16 protein-coding genes are annotated in these 16,298 nt (G+C 67.2%); 6 read left to right on the top strand and 10 right to left on the bottom strand.

The annotated features are described in order from the left end of the window. Positions 1 to 48 precede the first annotated feature (48 nt). On the top strand, positions 49 to 972 hold the full coding sequence (gene murB, locus B5F85_RS04670) for a UDP-N-acetylmuramate dehydrogenase (RefSeq protein ID WP_087314866.1): 924 nt from the start codon (positions 49 to 51) through the stop codon (positions 970 to 972). Positions 973 to 1,596: 624 nt separating this feature from the next. Then, positions 1,597 to 2,280 (top strand): hypothetical protein, encoded by a 684-nt coding sequence (locus tag B5F85_RS04665; RefSeq protein WP_143786133.1) that lies wholly within the window; start codon positions 1,597 to 1,599, stop codon positions 2,278 to 2,280. Positions 2,281 to 2,536: 256 nt separating this feature from the next. Here B5F85_RS04665 and B5F85_RS04660 read toward each other — a convergent pair whose 3' ends face one another. From B5F85_RS04660 to B5F85_RS04630, 7 genes are all read right to left on the bottom strand, one after another. Next, a complete protein-coding gene (locus B5F85_RS04660; protein ID WP_087314862.1) occupies positions 2,537 to 3,901 on the bottom strand; it encodes a PFL family protein in 1,365 nt (454 codons plus the stop codon). Positions 3,902 to 4,044: 143 nt separating this feature from the next. Next, positions 4,045 to 4,827, bottom strand: a complete 783-nt coding sequence (locus B5F85_RS04655) for an alpha/beta fold hydrolase (RefSeq protein ID WP_158094557.1) — start codon at positions 4,825 to 4,827, stop codon at positions 4,045 to 4,047. An 8-nt stretch (positions 4,828 to 4,835) separates the two neighbouring features. Beyond that, a complete protein-coding gene (locus tag B5F85_RS04650; RefSeq protein ID WP_087314858.1) occupies positions 4,836 to 5,444 on the bottom strand; it encodes a DUF1349 domain-containing protein in 609 nt (202 codons plus the stop codon). Between the two features lie 254 nt (positions 5,445 to 5,698). Continuing rightward, on the bottom strand, positions 5,699 to 6,424 hold the full coding sequence (locus tag B5F85_RS04645; protein ID WP_087314856.1) for an ABC-2 transporter permease: 726 nt from the start codon (positions 6,422 to 6,424) through the stop codon (positions 5,699 to 5,701). 79 nt (positions 6,425 to 6,503) lie between these two features. Beyond that, positions 6,504 to 7,229, bottom strand: coding sequence for an ABC-2 transporter permease (locus tag B5F85_RS04640; RefSeq protein WP_087314854.1), 726 nt, complete (start codon positions 7,227 to 7,229; stop codon positions 6,504 to 6,506). Beyond that, positions 7,229 to 8,116: an ABC transporter ATP-binding protein gene (locus B5F85_RS04635; RefSeq protein WP_087314852.1), complete on the bottom strand. Its 888-nt coding sequence runs from the start codon at positions 8,114 to 8,116 to the stop codon at positions 7,229 to 7,231. The genes B5F85_RS04640 and B5F85_RS04635 overlap by 1 nt, the downstream gene beginning before the upstream one ends. A gap of 43 nt (positions 8,117 to 8,159) precedes the next feature. Next, the gene (locus B5F85_RS04630) at positions 8,160 to 8,528 is read right to left on the bottom strand and encodes a GntR family transcriptional regulator (protein WP_087314850.1); all 369 of its coding nucleotides are present in this window, start codon (positions 8,526 to 8,528) and stop codon (positions 8,160 to 8,162) included. Positions 8,529 to 8,695: 167 nt separating this feature from the next. Between B5F85_RS04630 and B5F85_RS04625 the strand changes: the two genes are divergently transcribed. Then, positions 8,696 to 9,280 (top strand): alpha/beta hydrolase-fold protein, encoded by a 585-nt coding sequence (locus tag B5F85_RS04625; RefSeq protein WP_239386690.1) that lies wholly within the window; start codon positions 8,696 to 8,698, stop codon positions 9,278 to 9,280. A 197-nt stretch (positions 9,281 to 9,477) separates the two neighbouring features. Here the strand turns inward: B5F85_RS04625 and B5F85_RS04620 are convergent, their stop codons facing one another. Then, positions 9,478 to 9,918 (bottom strand): acetyltransferase, encoded by a 441-nt coding sequence (locus B5F85_RS04620; protein ID WP_087314846.1) that lies wholly within the window; start codon positions 9,916 to 9,918, stop codon positions 9,478 to 9,480. A gap of 6 nt (positions 9,919 to 9,924) precedes the next feature. Continuing rightward, positions 9,925 to 10,500, bottom strand: a complete 576-nt coding sequence (locus B5F85_RS04615) for a tRNA (cytidine(34)-2'-O)-methyltransferase (protein ID WP_087314844.1) — start codon at positions 10,498 to 10,500, stop codon at positions 9,925 to 9,927. Positions 10,501 to 10,842: 342 nt separating this feature from the next. Here B5F85_RS04615 and B5F85_RS04610 point away from each other — a divergent pair, with 342 nt between their 5' ends. Further along, positions 10,843 to 11,262, top strand: a complete 420-nt coding sequence (locus B5F85_RS04610; RefSeq protein WP_087314842.1) for a peptide deformylase — start codon at positions 10,843 to 10,845, stop codon at positions 11,260 to 11,262. 1 nt (position 11,263) lies between these two features. Then, the gene (locus B5F85_RS04605) at positions 11,264 to 13,768 is read left to right on the top strand and encodes an excinuclease ABC subunit UvrA (RefSeq protein ID WP_087314840.1); all 2,505 of its coding nucleotides are present in this window, start codon (positions 11,264 to 11,266) and stop codon (positions 13,766 to 13,768) included. A gap of 149 nt (positions 13,769 to 13,917) precedes the next feature. Here B5F85_RS04605 and nth read toward each other — a convergent pair whose 3' ends face one another. After that, complete coding sequence (gene nth / locus B5F85_RS04600) at positions 13,918 to 14,580, bottom strand: endonuclease III (RefSeq protein ID WP_087314838.1); 663 nt, start codon at positions 14,578 to 14,580, stop codon at positions 13,918 to 13,920. A gap of 147 nt (positions 14,581 to 14,727) precedes the next feature. Between nth and B5F85_RS04595 the strand changes: the two genes are divergently transcribed. Beyond that, positions 14,728 to 16,242, top strand: coding sequence for an aminotransferase class I/II-fold pyridoxal phosphate-dependent enzyme (locus B5F85_RS04595; protein ID WP_087314836.1), 1,515 nt, complete (start codon positions 14,728 to 14,730; stop codon positions 16,240 to 16,242). Positions 16,243 to 16,298 lie beyond the last annotated feature (56 nt).

The following is a 16,298-nucleotide window of genomic DNA, read 5'->3' as shown; positions in this document are numbered from 1 at the left end:
GCGCGCTGCTATACTTGAAACCGCCTGCCAGACCACAGAGAGGAAGCCATGCCCGAGAGTGACGGCGGCAGAGAGCCGCTTGCCTGGCGCCTGCGCGCCATCGTCGGCGAGGACAACGTGCTCGAGATGGAGCCCATGAGCGAGCACACCACCTTTGAGGTGGGAGGTCCCGCCGACCTCTACGTGATTCCGGAGGACTTCGACGAGGTGCGCGACGTGCTGCGTGCCTGCGACGAGGCCGGGGCGAGGCGCTTTGTCCTCGGCCGCGGCTCCGACCTGCTCGTCTCGGACGAGGGCTACCGCGGCGTCGTGGTCGCCGTTGCCGACGGCCTCACGGGCGTGTCCGTCGACGGCGAGGAGATGACCTGCCAGGCGGGCGTCGACCTGCGAGAGGCGTCCGAGATGGCGTGCGAGCTGGGGCTCACCGGCCTTGAGTTCGCCTGCGGCATCCCGGGCTCGGTGGGCGGTGCCTGCTTCATGAACGCGGGGGCGTACGGTGGCTGCGTCGCGGACGTCCTCAAGTGCGTGCGCGTGGTCATGCCCGACGGGGACATCGAGACTATTGACGCGGCGGACCTCGACCTGGGCTACCGCCGCAGCCGCGTGGCGTCCGAGGGCCTTGTGGTGCTGGCGGCCACGTTTGCCCTGCGTCGCGGCGACCCCGAGAAGATCCGCGCGACGATGGACGACCTCATGCGCCAGCGCGAGGAGAAGCAGCCGCTCGACCTCCCGAGTGCCGGGTCCACGTTCAAGCGGCCCGAGGGCTACTTCGCCGGCAAGCTCATCATGGATGCCGGGCTGCAGGGATACCAGCATGGCGGCGCGGCCGTCTCGAAGAAGCACGCCGGCTTCGTGGTGAACGTCGGCGGCGCGACGGCGGCGGACGTCCATGCCGTGATCGAGCACGTCCAGGACGAGGTCGAGCGCCAGTTTGGCGTGCGCCTCGAGCCGGAGGTGCGCTTCCTGGAGTAGCGTGCGGGCCGCGCGCTCTTCTCGCTTGAGGTTCTTCTCGCCCGAGGCCCTTCTCGCATCGTGCTCCTCTGGGCTCAAACTCCACACGTGGTGTTTCTTTTCTTCGGACTTCCCGTAAATGACCTGATAAAATCAGAACAGACGAGAAAAACAATCACCACGTGTGGAGTTTGAGACAGAAAGCGGTGGCGCATGCGTGCCTTTCTGTGTCATGAGAGCGCCCGCGATGCCTTGAGGCGTCTCTCTGGAGATCGAAGGGCGCCCACGTCAACGTGGCCAGCGGATTCGCAGAGGTTGCCGTTCGCCCAGTGCGTCTCGACTCAGCGGGGCTTCGCGCGACTGTGCGAAAGTTCCGACATGCGGGCCTGGGGGATTTGCGACGAGCCCGTTCACCTCCTTGTTCCCTCTCAGCAGATGAGAAGCGCCGGCAGGCGTGCGAGATTTCACGTGTGGTCGCCCGACGTGCCCGTCGGGGCCTTTTGGGTGCTGCAAGACACTGTCCTGCTGAGCGGCCCCGAGTTCACCATCATTCAGCTTTGCGGAGCGACCGCTCGCCTGGAAGGGCTTCTTGATGCGCACGTATCCGCGGTCCAGGCGCAGACAAGGACGCTGAGGGAGCTAGGCGTGAACGAGCGGCCCACGGTGGACCACCCTTTGGTGCGGGAGCACGAGCGCAGGATCGTTGCGGCGGCCGTGCTGGCGTGTGAGTTCGCGGGCACGTATCGGCTGGGAGCCCCGGGCGAGAAGACCCTCTATCACGTCCCGGCGATCATGACGATGGAGGGCCTTGCGGCCATGGCGGAAAGCGCGGGACACAATACCGCGGCATCCCGCGCACGAATCGTTGCCGATGTTGCGTTTGACGGGTCGGCGTCCCCCATGGAGACGGCGCTCGCGCTGCTGTTGACGCTGCCGGTTGATTACGGTGGCTTTGGTCTTGTGCGGCCCCGCCTCAATGCCAGCATTGATGTTTCCGCCCACCGTGGCATTCTCGCGGACGTCGACCAGGTTTCCCCGGACTATCTCTGGCTCGACCATGGCGTGGCGTTGGAGTACGACAGCGCGGAGTTTCATGCGGCTGTCGGGCGCGATGCGAGGAGCGACGCCGTTCGGGCCAACATCCTGACATCTTTGGGCTATCGCGTCTTCAGGGCGACGCCGCGGGTCGTGCGCTCTCTGGCCGACGTCGAGCTTCTTGCCCGGCAGCTCGCATGCGCGCTCGGCACGCCGCTCGAAGAGCCCAGCGATGTCCAGGCGCTGCGCCGCCGACGCCTCTATGCCCAGCTCATGCCGAGCCGGGATGCGTGAGGGAGCCCGCGGCTCGAGGTTATTCTCGGCAGGGGCGCTCGGCCACGATCCTTCTCGGCCCCAAACTCCACACGTGGTGTTTCTCTTTTGTTTAGGTAACGGAAAACCCCAGGTAGGATTAATACGAATTAGAGAAAGAACCACCACGTGTGGAGTTTGGGGGCCGATAAGGGCCTCGGGCCGAGAAGAACCTCGGGTCAAAAAACGCGCGGGCCGAGAAGAACCTCGACCCGCGCGCCTTTCGCTGTCTTGGAGGTTAGTTCTTGAGCGAGTTGAGCGGGGCGGGGAAGCGGCCGCCGCGGTGCGCGAAGACACTGCCGGCAAACTGGTTGACGGGCATGACCGGTGCGGAGCCAAACAGGCCGCCAAACTCGAGCATGTCGCCCTCCTTGCGGCCGATGGCCGGGATGAGGCGCACCGCCGTGGTCTTGGTGTTGATGACGCCGATGGCCATCTCGTCGGCGATGATGCCGGCGATGGTCTCGACTGAGGTGTCACCGGGCACGGCGATCATGTCCAGGCCCACGGAGCACACGCAGGTCATGGCCTCGAGCTTCTCCAGAGAGAGCGCTCCGTCCACCGCCGCGCGGATCATGCCGGCGTCCTCGGAGACGGGGATGAAGGCGCCCGAGAGGCCGCCCACGCTCGAGGACGCCATGACGCCGCCCTTCTTCACGGCGTCGTTGAGCAGCGCGAGCGCGCAGGTGGTGCCGGGGCCGCCGCACTCGCCGACGCCGATGGTTTCGAGGATCTGGGCCACGGAGTCGCCGGCAGCGGGCGTCGGCGCCAGGGAGAGGTCCACGATGCCCTTCTCGACCCCAAGGCGACGGCTCGCCTCGCGACTCATGAGCTCGCCGGCACGGGTGATCTTGAAGGCGGTCTGCTTGATCTTCTCGGCCACGTCCATGAGGCTCGCGGTCTCGGGCAGTTCTGCGAGCGCCGCGGCCATGACGCCGGGGCCAGAGACGCCAACGTTGATGACGGCGTCCGCCTCGCCGGAGCCGTGGACGGCGCCCGCCATGAACGGCGAGTCCTCGACCATGTTGGCAAAGACCACGAACTTGGCCGCGCCGTAGCAGTCGATGTCAACGGTGCGGCGCGCGCACTCGAGGATGGTCTCGGCCGAGAGCAGCACGGCGTCCATGTTGATGCCGGCGCGCGTGGAGGCGATGTTGAGCGACGAGCACACGCGGTCGGTGGTGGCCAGCGCCTCGGGGACGGACGCGATGAGACGACGGTCGGCGTCGCCCATGCCCTTCTGGACGAGCGCGGAGAAGCCGCCCATGAAGTCGATGCCGAGGGTCTCGGCCGCGCGGTCCATGGCGTGCGCGAGCGGGGAGAGGTCCTCGTCGGCGCAGCCGGCGGCGATCTGCGCGATGGGCGTCACGGAGACGCGCTTGTTGGCGATGGGGATGCCGTACTCGGCCTGAAGATCGTCGGCGGTCTCGACGAGGTGCTCGGCCGTGCGCGTGATGCGGTCGTAGACCTTGTCGCACATGCGGGCCATGTCCTCGTCCGCGCAACCCGCGAGCGAGATGCCCATCGTGATGGTGCGGAGGTCGAGGTTCTGCTCGGAGACCATCGAGAGGGTCTCGGCCACTTCCTGGGGCGTGATGTCCATGAAGGCGCCTTTCTCGCGCGGATGGTTGTGGCTGCCCATTATAGGTGAAAGGGAAGGTGTGAAAGGGGAGGTGGCCAGCGACTCGTCGCAGGTGAAGAGGGGGCGGCTCGCCGCAGGCGAGGGATCGCGTCGCGCGTGGCGTCCTAGTCCCTCCCGAGGACCGCCGCCACGATCTGCTCTGTGATGCGCCGCTTGCGGATGCCGTAGAAGCCGTGGCCCGCGTCGCGGACGACCTCGAGCTCGCAGCTCGCGTAGGTGCGCGCCGCGCGCTCGGCGTAGGCGAGCGGCACGAGCGGGTCGGCGTCGCCCTGCCAGATGCGCACGGGGCCGGGGTAGCTCATATGCTCGAACGGGTCCCAGGCCAGGGCGTCCACGGCATAGCGGCGGCCGAGCTCCATCCACATCTCATAGGCCTCGGGGACGTTCTCCGGAGCGCCAAAGCGCTCGACGGCGTCGTCGTGGATCACGAGCGCGGGATAGAGCAGGAAGAGGCCTGCCACGTCGGTGGGCCGCTCGTCGGCGACAATCGTGCTCACGAAGCCGCCCTGGCTCTGTCCGAGCAGGTAGATGCGGTCGGGGTCCACTTCGGGCAGCGCGCGCACGACGTCGAGCACCGCGGAGAGGTCGGCTGCCTGCGTGCAGACGGACATCTCGGTGGTGCGCCCGCCCGAGCGCGAGTGCGGCGTGCCGCCGAAGAAGTCGATCGCGCAGGTGACGATGCCCGCCTCTGCGAGCGGCGCGGCCCACTCCCCGGCCGTTTCGTGGTCTCCGCTGAAAAACGGCGAGCAGATTACGGCGGGCAGGGGAGCGGCGGCGTCCGGCACGCGCAGCCGGCCGTACACGCGGATACCGTCGTGCTCCGCCCAGAGGTCCCTCTCGGCGACGCTCGCCGCGGTGCGCCCCTCGCCCGCCTCCCGGCCGGCCACGACGCCCGTCACAGGTCCGGGGCCTGGCCGTCGTGCGCCCGCCACGCGCACTCGCCCAGGTCCATGTTGGTGAAGATCGCGCGGAAGCTGGAGTCCTCCGGGCTGCACGCGTAGACGCCAAAGCGCACCGTGCCGGTGGCCTCGTGCAGGTGGCAGACGCGCATCTGGTGGAACGTGACGCCGTCCTCGGAGCACTCGATGCAGAAGTCGTCCTCCCGGCGGCTCAGCCGATACCACATGGAGGAGACGCCGGCGGGGATCTCCGTGGTGGCCCAGTCGGAGTAGCCGTGGTTGGTCACGACGCTGCCCAGGTGCTGGAAGCGCTCGTTCTCGTACTCGATCGACCCCTTGAGCCAGTTCTCAGCGTCGAGGTACACGACGACGCCGCACTGGTCGAAGCGGTGGTGGCTCTCCGCAAACTCCGTCCGCACCACAAACGAGAAGAACCTCTCGTCGCAGCTCATCTGCAGGACGGGCGCGCTGTCGTTGCGAAAGTGATAGTACGTCCGCTGCCAGAGGTCGGTGTGCGGCTCGGTGACGATCTCGATGCGCCCCGGGGAGATGCGGTAATCCTCGGGCGGGCGCGTCCACTCCAGCTTGCTCACGTCAAAGCTCATGTTCGGTCTCCCCACTGCAGGGCGTGCGGGTCTCTTCTCGCCATTATAGGGTGGCGGGGGCGCATGGGCGACCGGCCCAGGAGCTTCGGCGAGCTGCGGCCCGCCCGATTCCGGCACGCGCTCGGGCGGCCGCGCCCTAGTGGGGACGCCCGGCCCCTCAGCGCCGGCGCCGCGCGTTTCTCAGCGGGACGGCAACGAGAAGCAGGAAGATCACAAAGAGAACGGTGAGGTCGAGGTTCATGGCGCCCTTTCTGCTAGAGCTCGCGCGTCGCGTAGAGACGCAGGGAGAGTGCGGCGGAGAGGCCGAGAAGGGCGGCCGAGAGCGCGAGCAGCCCGGCGAGGCACGCCACCGCGCCCGCGGGCGACCAGACGGAGCTCAGGGCCCCCGCGATGCCCTCGACCGTGAGCGTGCTCTCGTCGATCATGCCGCTTCCGCCCAGCACGATGATGGGGCAGAGCAGCGCGACGAGGGGCACGAGCGGCAGGTACTGCGTCGCCCTGGTGTTGCCAAAGCGGAAGAAGAGCGGAGTCTCCACGGCCGCGCAGAGCGACCCGACGGCAAAGAGCGCCCCCGCGGAGAGGGCCATGCCCAGCAGGGCGTCCCCGGAGAGCGCAAAGGCGGGGGACAGCCCGCCCGGCAGCGGGACGACGTGCGCGACCGCCGCGAGGACGAGCGCCGTCGCCAGTCCGGCGACCAGGCCGCCGAGCCCGAGCGTCACGATGGCGCCGTAGCGGGCGAGCACCACGTCGCGGCGGGAGAGCGGCATCGTGAGGCGAAGGCGCCCCCAGCCGTTGTCGTCGTCGAAGGAGTTCGTCCCGGACACGCCGAGCAAAAGGTACATCATCGTGAGGAGCCCCGGGGCCATCACGGTGGTGCGCATGCCCAGGCTCACGCACACGGCGACGAAGAACCCGAGGCCGAGGAGCGCCCGCGAGTAGTCCCGGAGGACGGTCATGTCAACGAGGTAGGCGCGCAGCATCTTCGTGCTCCAATCTTTTGCGAGGGGCGCCGCGGGGAAGGTCCCGCGGCGCCCCGCTCTTCTCGTCCGTGCCTGCGCTCTAGAGCTCGCGCGTCTCGTAGAGCCTGAGGGAGATCGCGGCGGAGATGCCGAGGATGACGACGGCGGCCGCCACCATGCCTGTGCATCCCACGGCCAGGCCCCCGGGCGTCTCGATGTAGGCGAGGAAGGCCGCGATCTGCTCGGCGCCCGGCAGCGCCCCGTCGAGAAGCCCGCTGTTGCCGAGGAAGACCACGGGCAGCACGAAGAGCATGACGATGATCGTGGGCAGGAGCTGCGTGGCCTTGGTCTGGCCCAGGCGGAAGTAGATCGGCGTCACGACGGAGGCCACGGTCGCGCCGATGAGCAGGCAGAACGTCGTGGCGAAGGCCATCCCGGAGAGCGTGCCGGGGTCGAGCGTGAGCGCCTGGGAGAGCTCGCCGGGCAGCTCCACCGCGCCCGCCACGGCACTGATCGCGAAGGCGGCGAGCAGGCCCACCGCCATGCCGCCGAGGCCCAGCGTCACGATGGCGGCGTAGCGGCCGAGCACCACGTCGCTGCGGGAGAGCGGGAGGGTGAGGCGGAAGCGGCCCCAGTCGTTCTGCTCGTCGTAGGCGGCCGCTCCCATGGCGCCCATCATGAAGAACATGCAGGTGATGATCGAGGGGGCGGCGAGCACGGTCTGCATCCCGCAGCCCACGAGCACCGCCACGAGAAATCCGAGGGCCAAGAGCTGCTTGCCGTAGTCGCGGAAGATGGTGAGCTCGATGAGGTAGGCGCGCCTCATTATCGGACACCGCCCTTCAGGGTGAGAGCCATGTAGTCGTCGATGGTCATGCGGTCGCAGGGGATATCGGGGAAGTTCTCGGCAAAGGCGAAGCGGTCGGGCACGAGGACGTCGATGCCGTAGTCATGGCGCAGGTAGCGCAGCTCGCGCTCGGGCACGACGCCGCTCGCCGCCACGCGCTCGAAGTCGGCCACGCGGCAGCGCGCGATGCCCGTCTCGTCGGTGATGACGTCCTTGGGCAGGTCGAAGACGATGCGCCCGGCGTCGATGCACACGATGCGGTCCGCGATGCGCTCGAGGTCGCTCGTGATGTGGCTGCTCATGAGGATCGCGCGGCCCGGGCGCGCCACGAACTCGCGCAGGCGATCGAGCGCCTCGTCGCGCGCCATCGGGTCGAGACCGGCCGTGGCCTCGTCGAGGATGAGGACCTGCGGGTCGTGCGCGAGGGCGCAGGCGAGGCTGAGCTTCATGCCCATGCCGCGCGAGAGGTCCTTCACGGCCTTCTTGGGGTCGAGGCCGAGCTCGCGCGCGAGCCGGTCGAAGGCGTGCGCGTCCCAGGAGGCATAGGCGCTCCGGTAGATGCGGCCCACGTCGGAGACGCGCAGGTGCCCGGGGAGGGAGACGGTGTCAAAGACCACGCCCACGCGCTCCTTGACGGCAGCGCCGGAGGGGTGGGAGAGCTCGTCGCTCGGGGTGCCGAGGACCTGCGCCCCGCCGCCGTCGAGCTTGATGAGGCCGAGCAGGGCCTTGATGGTGGTGGACTTGCCGGCCCCGTTCTGGCCGATGAAGCCCACGACCTCACCCTCGTTGACCGTGAGGCTCACGCCCTCCAGCGAGAACCCGTCGTAGTGCTTGGTGAGGCCGCGTGCCTCGATGAGTGCGCTCATGGTGACGTCCTTCCTGATGAAAAGGGACAGTCCCTTTTCATCATCATTCCAGTACCAGGGCGAGCATCTCGGAGAGCTCGTCGTTCGTGAGGCCCATTGCGCGGCCGCGCTCGACCGCCCGGGCCATGAGGTCCTCGACCTCTCGTAGCTGCTCCTCGCGGATGAGGTCGGCGTTTCCGCCGGCGACGAAGCTGCCCTTGCCCTGCACCGTCTCGATGAGCCCCGTTGCCTCCAGGTCCGCGTAGGCGCGCTTGGTGGTGATCGCGCTCACGCGCAGGCTGTTGGCGAGTGCCCGGATCGAGGGGAGCTGCTCGCCCTCCTTGAGCTCGCCCTTGACGATCGCAGTCTTGATTTGGTCCGTGATCTGCTCGTAGATGGGCTTGCCGCTCGAGTTCGAGATGATGATGTCCAAGCCGTCGTCCTTCCGTGCCGGCTCGCCAGGACGTCTCCCACGAGCCAACCGTGTATACCCGGTAAGTACAGTATATACACACCTATACACAGCACAAGAGGGAATCTGGAAAAGTTCCGGCGGAGTCTCTGCGACAATGGGCCTGGCCGCTTGAGCGAAGGAGCTGCGTGATCTACGTCATCGATTCATCAGAGCACCCGCTTCCCGTGGCGGAGGCGGCCAAGGGGCTGCGGTCGCGCGCAGTGAGCGTGCCGGTTGCGGACTGGGGCGATGCGCTCACGCCGTGGCCCGCGCCTTCGCTGCGCCCGGGTGAGAGGGATTTTGGCGGCCATGCGGACGAGACGCTCGCCTCGCTCGCCGAGCAGCTCGACCGGGCGCCCGGACCCCATGCCATCTGTGGCTACTCGCTCGGCGGGCTCTTCGCGCTCTACGCGTTCGCGCGCGAGCCGCGTCTTTCGGCGTGCGCGTGCCTCTCGGGTTCCGTCTGGTACGAGGGCTGGGTCGACTGGCTGCGCGCGAACGCGCCGGAGGGCTCCGGGCGCTACGCGTACTTCTCGGTGGGGAAGAAGGAGAAGCGCGCGGGACTGCCGTTTCGCCACGTCGAGGAGGACCTCGCCGCCTGCGCGGACATCCTGCGCGAGCACGGCTGCGCGGTGGATGTGACGCTCGGCCCCGGCAATCACATGCGGCACGTCGCCGAGCGCCTGTCCGCCGGCCTCGCCGCGCTCGATACGTTTCTCAGCCGAGCGTGACGAGCGCGCCCGCCCTTCTCGGTCCCAAACTCCACACGTTTCTCGGTCCCAAACTCCACACGTGGTGGTTCTTCTCGGCTTATCCGCGAAGAAAGACCAGTTGTTTTGCGACCTGGAAAGAAAAAGAGACACCACGTGTGGAGTTTGGGCCGAGAGGGACGGGTGACGACGAGCGCCGGGGGCGGCGGGCCCTTGGCCTACAGATGCATATAGAGCAGCGGGTAGGGGCGACCCTCCTCGTCCGTCTCCGTGCGCCGATACGCGGAGAAGCCCAGGTGCTCGTAGAAGCCCACGGCCTGCGGGTTCTGCTCGTTGACGGTGAGCTCGCTCACGCCGAGGCGCTCGATGCCGTGCTCGAGGAGCTGTCGGCCGAGGCCCTGGCCGCGTGCCTCCGGGTCGAGGAAGAGCATCTCCAAACGGCCGCCCTCCACGCCCATGAAGCCCACGGGCGCGTCGTCCTTCTCGGCAGTGACGAGCGTCTCCACGCCTGCGAGCGCCTGCGGGACGAACGGCTTGATCTCGGCGATCTCCGCCTCGGAGAGAAACGTGTGCGTGGCGCGCACGGAGCGCTCCCACACGCGGGTGAGCTGGTCGATGAGCTCGGGGGCGCGCTCGGCGACGGTGTGGCAACTGGTCATGAGCTCTCACATTCCTTGAAAACCGGTCTGGCGCAGGGCCTCGTAGAGCACGATGGCCGCGGCGTTGGAGAGATTGAGCGCGCTGATGCGGTAGTCCTCTGGGTTCACGAAGTTGCCGCAGACGTCTTGGGCAAGAAGCGCGGCGTGGTCGCAGCGCTCATCCGACGCACCCCAGCTTTGGGCGTTCTCGAGCGAGGCAGCGTCGGGCAGCATGGGGATGCGCTCGCAGCGGTCTGCGTGCGCAGCCAGCAGCCCCTCGGGAAGCCCCACGCTCTCGCAGCCAAAGACGAGGTAGTCGCCGTCCCGATAGCTGACCTCGGCGTAGGCGCGCTTGGCCTTCTTGGTGAGCAGGTGCAGGCGCGCGTCCGGTCCCACGACGTCAAGAAACGCGTCCCAGCTCTCATGTACCGTGACATCGAGACTCTCCCAGTATCCGAGCCCCGCTCGGTGCAGCGACCTCTCGTCCAGGGAGAATCCAAGCGGGCACACGAGGTGAAGACGAGACCCCGTGACCACGCAGGTGCGCCCGATGTTTCCCGTGTTCGCCGGAATCTCCGGCGTCACGAGCACGACGTTGAACATGGGACCTCGCTTCGTATTGAGGGGCACTGGGCGGGTTGCAAAACTGGTCTTAAGTCCATATTACTGGCTTGCCGAGAACAAAACGTGCCTTCGATCCATGGGATTTAGCCTCAAGAGGGGTGGCATCTCGCGGCATCGGCAGCGTTTTCCCAGATAAGAGTTGGCCCTCATAAACTTTTCTTGTCCGAAAGGGCCAAAACCTCATGGATTGAAGGCGTGTTTTGTTTTCCGCAGACCCCAGTTATGGCTTGAAGGGCAAAAGTGCATGCGGCGACGTGTCTGGGTGACATGGCTATACTATCGTGAGCAGCAAAACCGCACATGAAGTTCGAAGGGATTCTCATGATCAAGGACCTGGTGCACGACGACGCCATCCTCTCCACCCCGTGCGAGCTCGCGACCGCTGAGGACGCCCCGGTCGCTCAGGACCTCGTTGACACGCTTGCCGCCATCGACGACGCGGTCTGCCTGGCCGCCAACCAGATCGGCGTGACCAAGGCCATCATCGCCTTCCAGGACGACAAGGACGAGGTCCACGTCATGTACAACCCCAAGGTCCTCATGGGCCTGGGCGGCGCCAAGGTCGAGGAGAGCTGCCTCACGCACGAGGAGGTCTCCAAGGTCACACGCTTCGCCAAGATCAAGGTGTCCTTCGACGAGCTCGTCGACGGCCAGCTCAGGGCCCGTCGTCGCGACTACGTGGGCTGGACTGCCCAGATGATCCAGCACATGGTCGATCACTGCAAGGGCAAGCTGGTCTAGCATGCCCCCGCGCGCCCTGACGGCGCCCCGTCCCGCCCCGGACCACATCGAGGTGCGGGGCGCCCGCGTCCACAACCTCAAGGACGTCGACGTGGACATCCCCCTGAACGAGCTCGTGGGGATCGCCGGCGTCTCCGGCTCGGGAAAGAGCTCGCTCGCGCTGGGCACGCTCTATGCGGAGGGGTCGCGCCGCTACCTGGACGCGCTCTCCACCTACACGCGGCGGCGCATCGCCCAGACGGGCCGCGCCACGGTGGACGAGGTGCTGCACGTTCCGGCGGCACTTGCCCTGCGGCAGCGTCCTGCTGTGCCCGGCGTGCACTCGACCTTTGGCACCTCTACCGAGCTCCTCAACTACCTGCGCCTTCTTTTCTCGCGTCTCGGTAGTCACGTGTGCCCCAACGGGCACCGCGTGCCGCCGAGCATGGACGTGGCGCTCGGGCGCGCCACGCGCTGCCCCGTTTGCGGCGTCGAGTTCATGGGGCCGGGCGCGGAGGATCTCGCCTTCAACAGCGGCGGTGCCTGTGCCACCTGCGGGGGCACCGGCGTCGTCCGCACCGTCGACGAGGCCTCGCTCGTGCCCGACGAGAGCATCTCCATCGACGACGGGGCGGTCCTGCCGTGGGGCTCGCTCATGTGGGACCTCATGAAGCAGGTCTGCGGCTCCTTTGGGGTGCGCACCGACGTGCCGTTCAACCAGCTCACGCCCGAGGAACGCGAGATTGTCTTCCACGGGCCCATGGAGAAGCGGCACATCCTTTACAGGGCCAAGAAGGGCGAGTCCTTCGCCGAGATGGACTTTACCTACTACAGCGCGGTGAACACGGTGAAGAACGCGCTCTCCAAGGCAAAGGACGAGAAGGGCTTGGCGCGCGTGGCGCGGTTCCTTCGCGAGGACGTGTGCCCGGACTGCGGCGGCACGCGCCTCTCGGCGGCGGCGCGCGGGCCCGAGATCGACGGCATGAACCTCGCGGATGCGACGGCGCTGACGCTCGATGAGCTCGCGACGTGGGTGCCCACGGTGCCGCAGCTTGTTCCGGACGACCTGCGCGAGATGGCCCGGACAATCTGCGCGGAGACCGACGAGCCCATCTGTCGCCTCCAGCAGCTGGGTCTGGGCTACCTCTCGCTCGATCGGGCGAGCTCGACGCTCTCCACGGGCGAGCGCCAGCGCGTCCAGCTCGCCCGTGCCGTGCGCAATCGGACCACGGGCGTGCTCTATGTGCTGGACGAGCCCTCGATCGGCCTTCATCCCTCCAATGTGGAGGGACTTCTCGGCGTGGTGGACGACCTGCTTGCGGACGGCAACTCCGTCGTGCTGGTCGACCACGACGTGCGCGTGCTGCGCCATGCGGACCATCTCGTGGAGATCGGCCCGGGCTCGGGTGCCGATGGCGGGCGCGTCATAGTCCAGGGCAGCGTCGCGGAGGTCGAGAAGAGCCCGGAGTCGCGAATCGGCCCCTTCCTCTCCGGCGCCCGGCAGGTGCGCGCCCGGGAGCGGGTGGCGGCGAGCGAGGTCTTCTCGACGGGCGCCCTTCGGATTGAGACCGATGCCATCCACACCGTGCGCCCGCTCTCGGTGGAGATCCCGCGGGGGCGCCTCACGGCGGTGACGGGCGTCTCGGGCTCGGGGAAGACGACGCTCGTGCTGGAGAGCCTGGTGCCCGGCCTGCGCGCCGCCATCGTAGGGGAGGCGCTGCCGGCTCACGTGCGCTCCGTTGACACCGCGGGTCTGCGCCGAGCCAACCTCATCGACGCGACGCCCATCGGCGCCAACGTGCGCTCGACGGTGGCGACCTACTCCGGCGTCCTCGACGACCTGCGACGCGCCTACGCCAAGCTCCCAGAGGCGCGCGAGCGCGGCTTCAAGGCGGGGGCGTTCTCGTATAACACCGGGTCGCTGCGCTGTCCCACGTGCGACGGCACGGGGCAGATCTCGCTTGACGTGCAGTTTCTTCCGGACGTGGACATCCCGTGCCCGGACTGCGGCGGCGCACGCTACGGCCGCGAGGCATGGGAGGTTAGGCTGTCGGGTGACGTGAGCCTGCCCGAGCTGCTGTCCTATACCGTCGACCAGGCGCGCGAGGTGCTGGCGGAGACGGGTCTTCGATCGGCGAAGGCCAAGCTCGAGGTCCTGCACGACCTAGGCCTCGGCTACCTCACGCTGGGCGAGGCCACGCCGGCGCTCTCGGGCGGCGAGGCCCAACGCCTCAAGCTCGCGAGCGAGCTCACGCGCAACCAGGCCGACGCGCTCTTCGTCTTTGACGAGCCCACGATCGGGCTGCACCCGCTCGACGTGGAGGTGCTGCTCGGCGTGCTGCAGCGGCTCATCGACAACGGCGCCACGGTCGTGGTGATCGAACACGACCTGGACATGATCGCCGCCGCCGACTGGGTCATCGACATGGGGCCCGGAGGGGGCGATGCGGGAGGCCGCATTGTGTGCGCAGGCACGCCCGAGCAGGTCGCGGCATGCGAGCAGAGCGTCACGGGCCGCTATCTGTAAATTGGGGACAGGCTTTCTGCTAATTGGGGACGTGTTATTTCGTGCAGACCGTTTGGGACAGGTTTGTCCATCAAACCTGTCCCAAACGGTCTGCACGAAATAACACGTCCCCAATTAGCAGAAAGCCTGTCCCCAATTTACAGATAGCCCTAGCAGCGGTGGGCGCTCGGGCAGATGTCCTCGAGGACGCAGCCGTCGCACTTGGGCGCGCGCGCCGAGCAGGTGTCGCGCCCGTGCTTGATCCACTGGTGGTTAACCGGCCCCCAGAGCTCTCGCGGCAGCAGCTTGAGCAGGTCTTGCTCGGTCTTGAGCGGCTCCTTCTCGTGCGTCTTGGGCGAGAGCGCAAGGCGGTGAGCGATGCGGTTGACGTGCGTGTCCACCGCGATGCCCTCGACGATGCCAAAGCCCACGTTCATCACGATGTTGGCGGTCTTGCGCCCCACGCCGGGCAGGCGCGTGAGCTCCTCCATCGTGTGTGGGACCTCCCCGCCAAACTCGGAGACGATCATCTGGGCGCACTCGACGCAGTGGCGCGCCTTCGACTTATAGAAGCCGAGGCTGTGTATGTACTCTGCCACCTCGGCGGGCGAGGCGGCGGCCATGGCCTCGGGCGTGGGGAAGCGCTCGAAGAGCGCCGGCGTCACCTTGTTGACCTGGGCGTCGGTGGTCTGTGCGGAAAGCAGGACGGCAATGGTCAGGCGGAAGGGGCTCGCGTGGTCGAGAAAGCACTCGACCGGGCCGTACTTTTCGTCAAGGCGTCGGCACACCTCGACGGCGCGGTCGATCTTGGCCTGCTTGGTCTCTCTGGGCATCGATCCTCCTCGGGACGTCCTGCGACGATGATACGGCGTTCAGAAGTTATTCCAAAGTTCAATTTAAATCTGTGATAGAGTGTCGATATTGAACTTGTTGCAGGAGAAGTTCAATCTTGTTGCCAGAATTGAACTACGGGAGGCCGGATGCTCCAGGAGACCTTTGCGGACCGCCTTCGGCGGGCGATGGGCGAGAAGAACCTCAAGCAGGCCGACCTCATCCACGCTGCGGCGCAGCGTGGCGAGCGCCTGGGAAAAAGCCAGGTCAGCCAATACGTGAGCGGTAAGGTCGTCCCGCGTGCGGCGACGCTTCGCCTGCTGGCGGACATCTTGGGCGTCCCGGAGACGTGGCTTGCCACGGCAGACGGCGCGCGAGCTTCCGCGCGGCCTGAGACCGCCCCCACGACCCCCTCTGCCAGCACGTCCACAAAAAGGAGCGCCACTATGCGTGAGTTCAAGAAGTCCAACAAGCTCGACAACGTCCTCTACGACGTCCGCGGCCCGGTGGCCGACGAGGCGGCCCGCATGGAGGACGAGGGCCTGCGCATCCTCAAGCTCAACATCGGCAACCCCGCGCCCTTTGGCTTCCGCACGCCCGACGAGGTCGTGCACGACATGCGCCAGCAGCTGCCCGACTGCGAGGGATACTCGGACTCCCGCGGCCTCTTCTCCGCGCGCAAGGCCATCATGCAGTACGCGCAGATCAAGCATCTGCCCAACGTGAGCATGGACGGCATCTACACGGGCAACGGCGTCTCCGAGCTCATCCAGCTCTGCATGAACGCGCTGCTCGACACCGGCGACGAGATTCTGATCCCGAGCCCCGACTACCCGCTCTGGACCGCGTGCGCCACGCTCGCGGGCGGCACCCCGGTGCACTACCTCTGCGACGAGCAGGCCGAGTGGACGCCCGACCTCGCGGACATGGAGGCCAAGGTCACGAGCAACACCAAGGCCATCGTCATCATCAACCCCAACAACCCCACCGGCGCGGTCTATCCGCGCGAGGTGCTCGAGCAGATCGTGGATATCGCGCGGCGCCACCAGCTCATGATCTTCTCGGACGAGATCTACGACCGTCTGTGCATGGACGGCCACGAGCACATCTCCATCGCCTCCCTCGCACCTGATCTGCCGTGCGTCACGTTCTCCGGCCTTTCCAAGTCCCACATGGTCGCCGGCTATCGCATCGGCTGGATGGTCCTCTCCGGCAACAAGCGCTGCATGCGCGACTTCATCTACGGCATCAATATGCTCTCCAACATGCGCCTGTGCTCCAACGTGCCGGCGCAGTCCATCGTCCAGACGGCGCTCGGCGGCTATCAGAGCGTGGAGCGCTACGTCGAGCCGGGCGGGCGCGTCTACGAGCAGCGCAACTACGTCTACGAGGCGCTCAACGCCATCGACGGCATCACGGCGGTCAAGCCAAAGGCGGCGTTCTACATCTTCCCCAAGATCGACGTGAAGAAGTTCAACATCACCGATGACGAGCAGTTCGCCCTTGATCTGCTGCACGAGAAGCGCATCCTGATCACGCGCGGCGGCGGCTTCAACTGGCCGGAGCCCGATCACTTCCGCATCGTCTACCTCCCGCGCATGGAGGTTCTGCGCGAGGCGATGACGGATCTTGCGGACTTCTTCGCGCACTATCGCCAGGCGTAGGGGAGCACCTTCCGTCCGAGGGCGCGCCGTGGGCGGCGGCGCGCTCGCGGATGAGG

This window comes from Olsenella sp. An293 (assembly GCF_002159495.1).
Taxonomy (GTDB): Bacteria; Actinomycetota; Coriobacteriia; order Coriobacteriales; family Atopobiaceae; genus Thermophilibacter.
The sequence above is the reverse complement of the archived record's forward strand: the minus strand, read 5'-3'. Positions and strand labels throughout refer to the sequence as shown.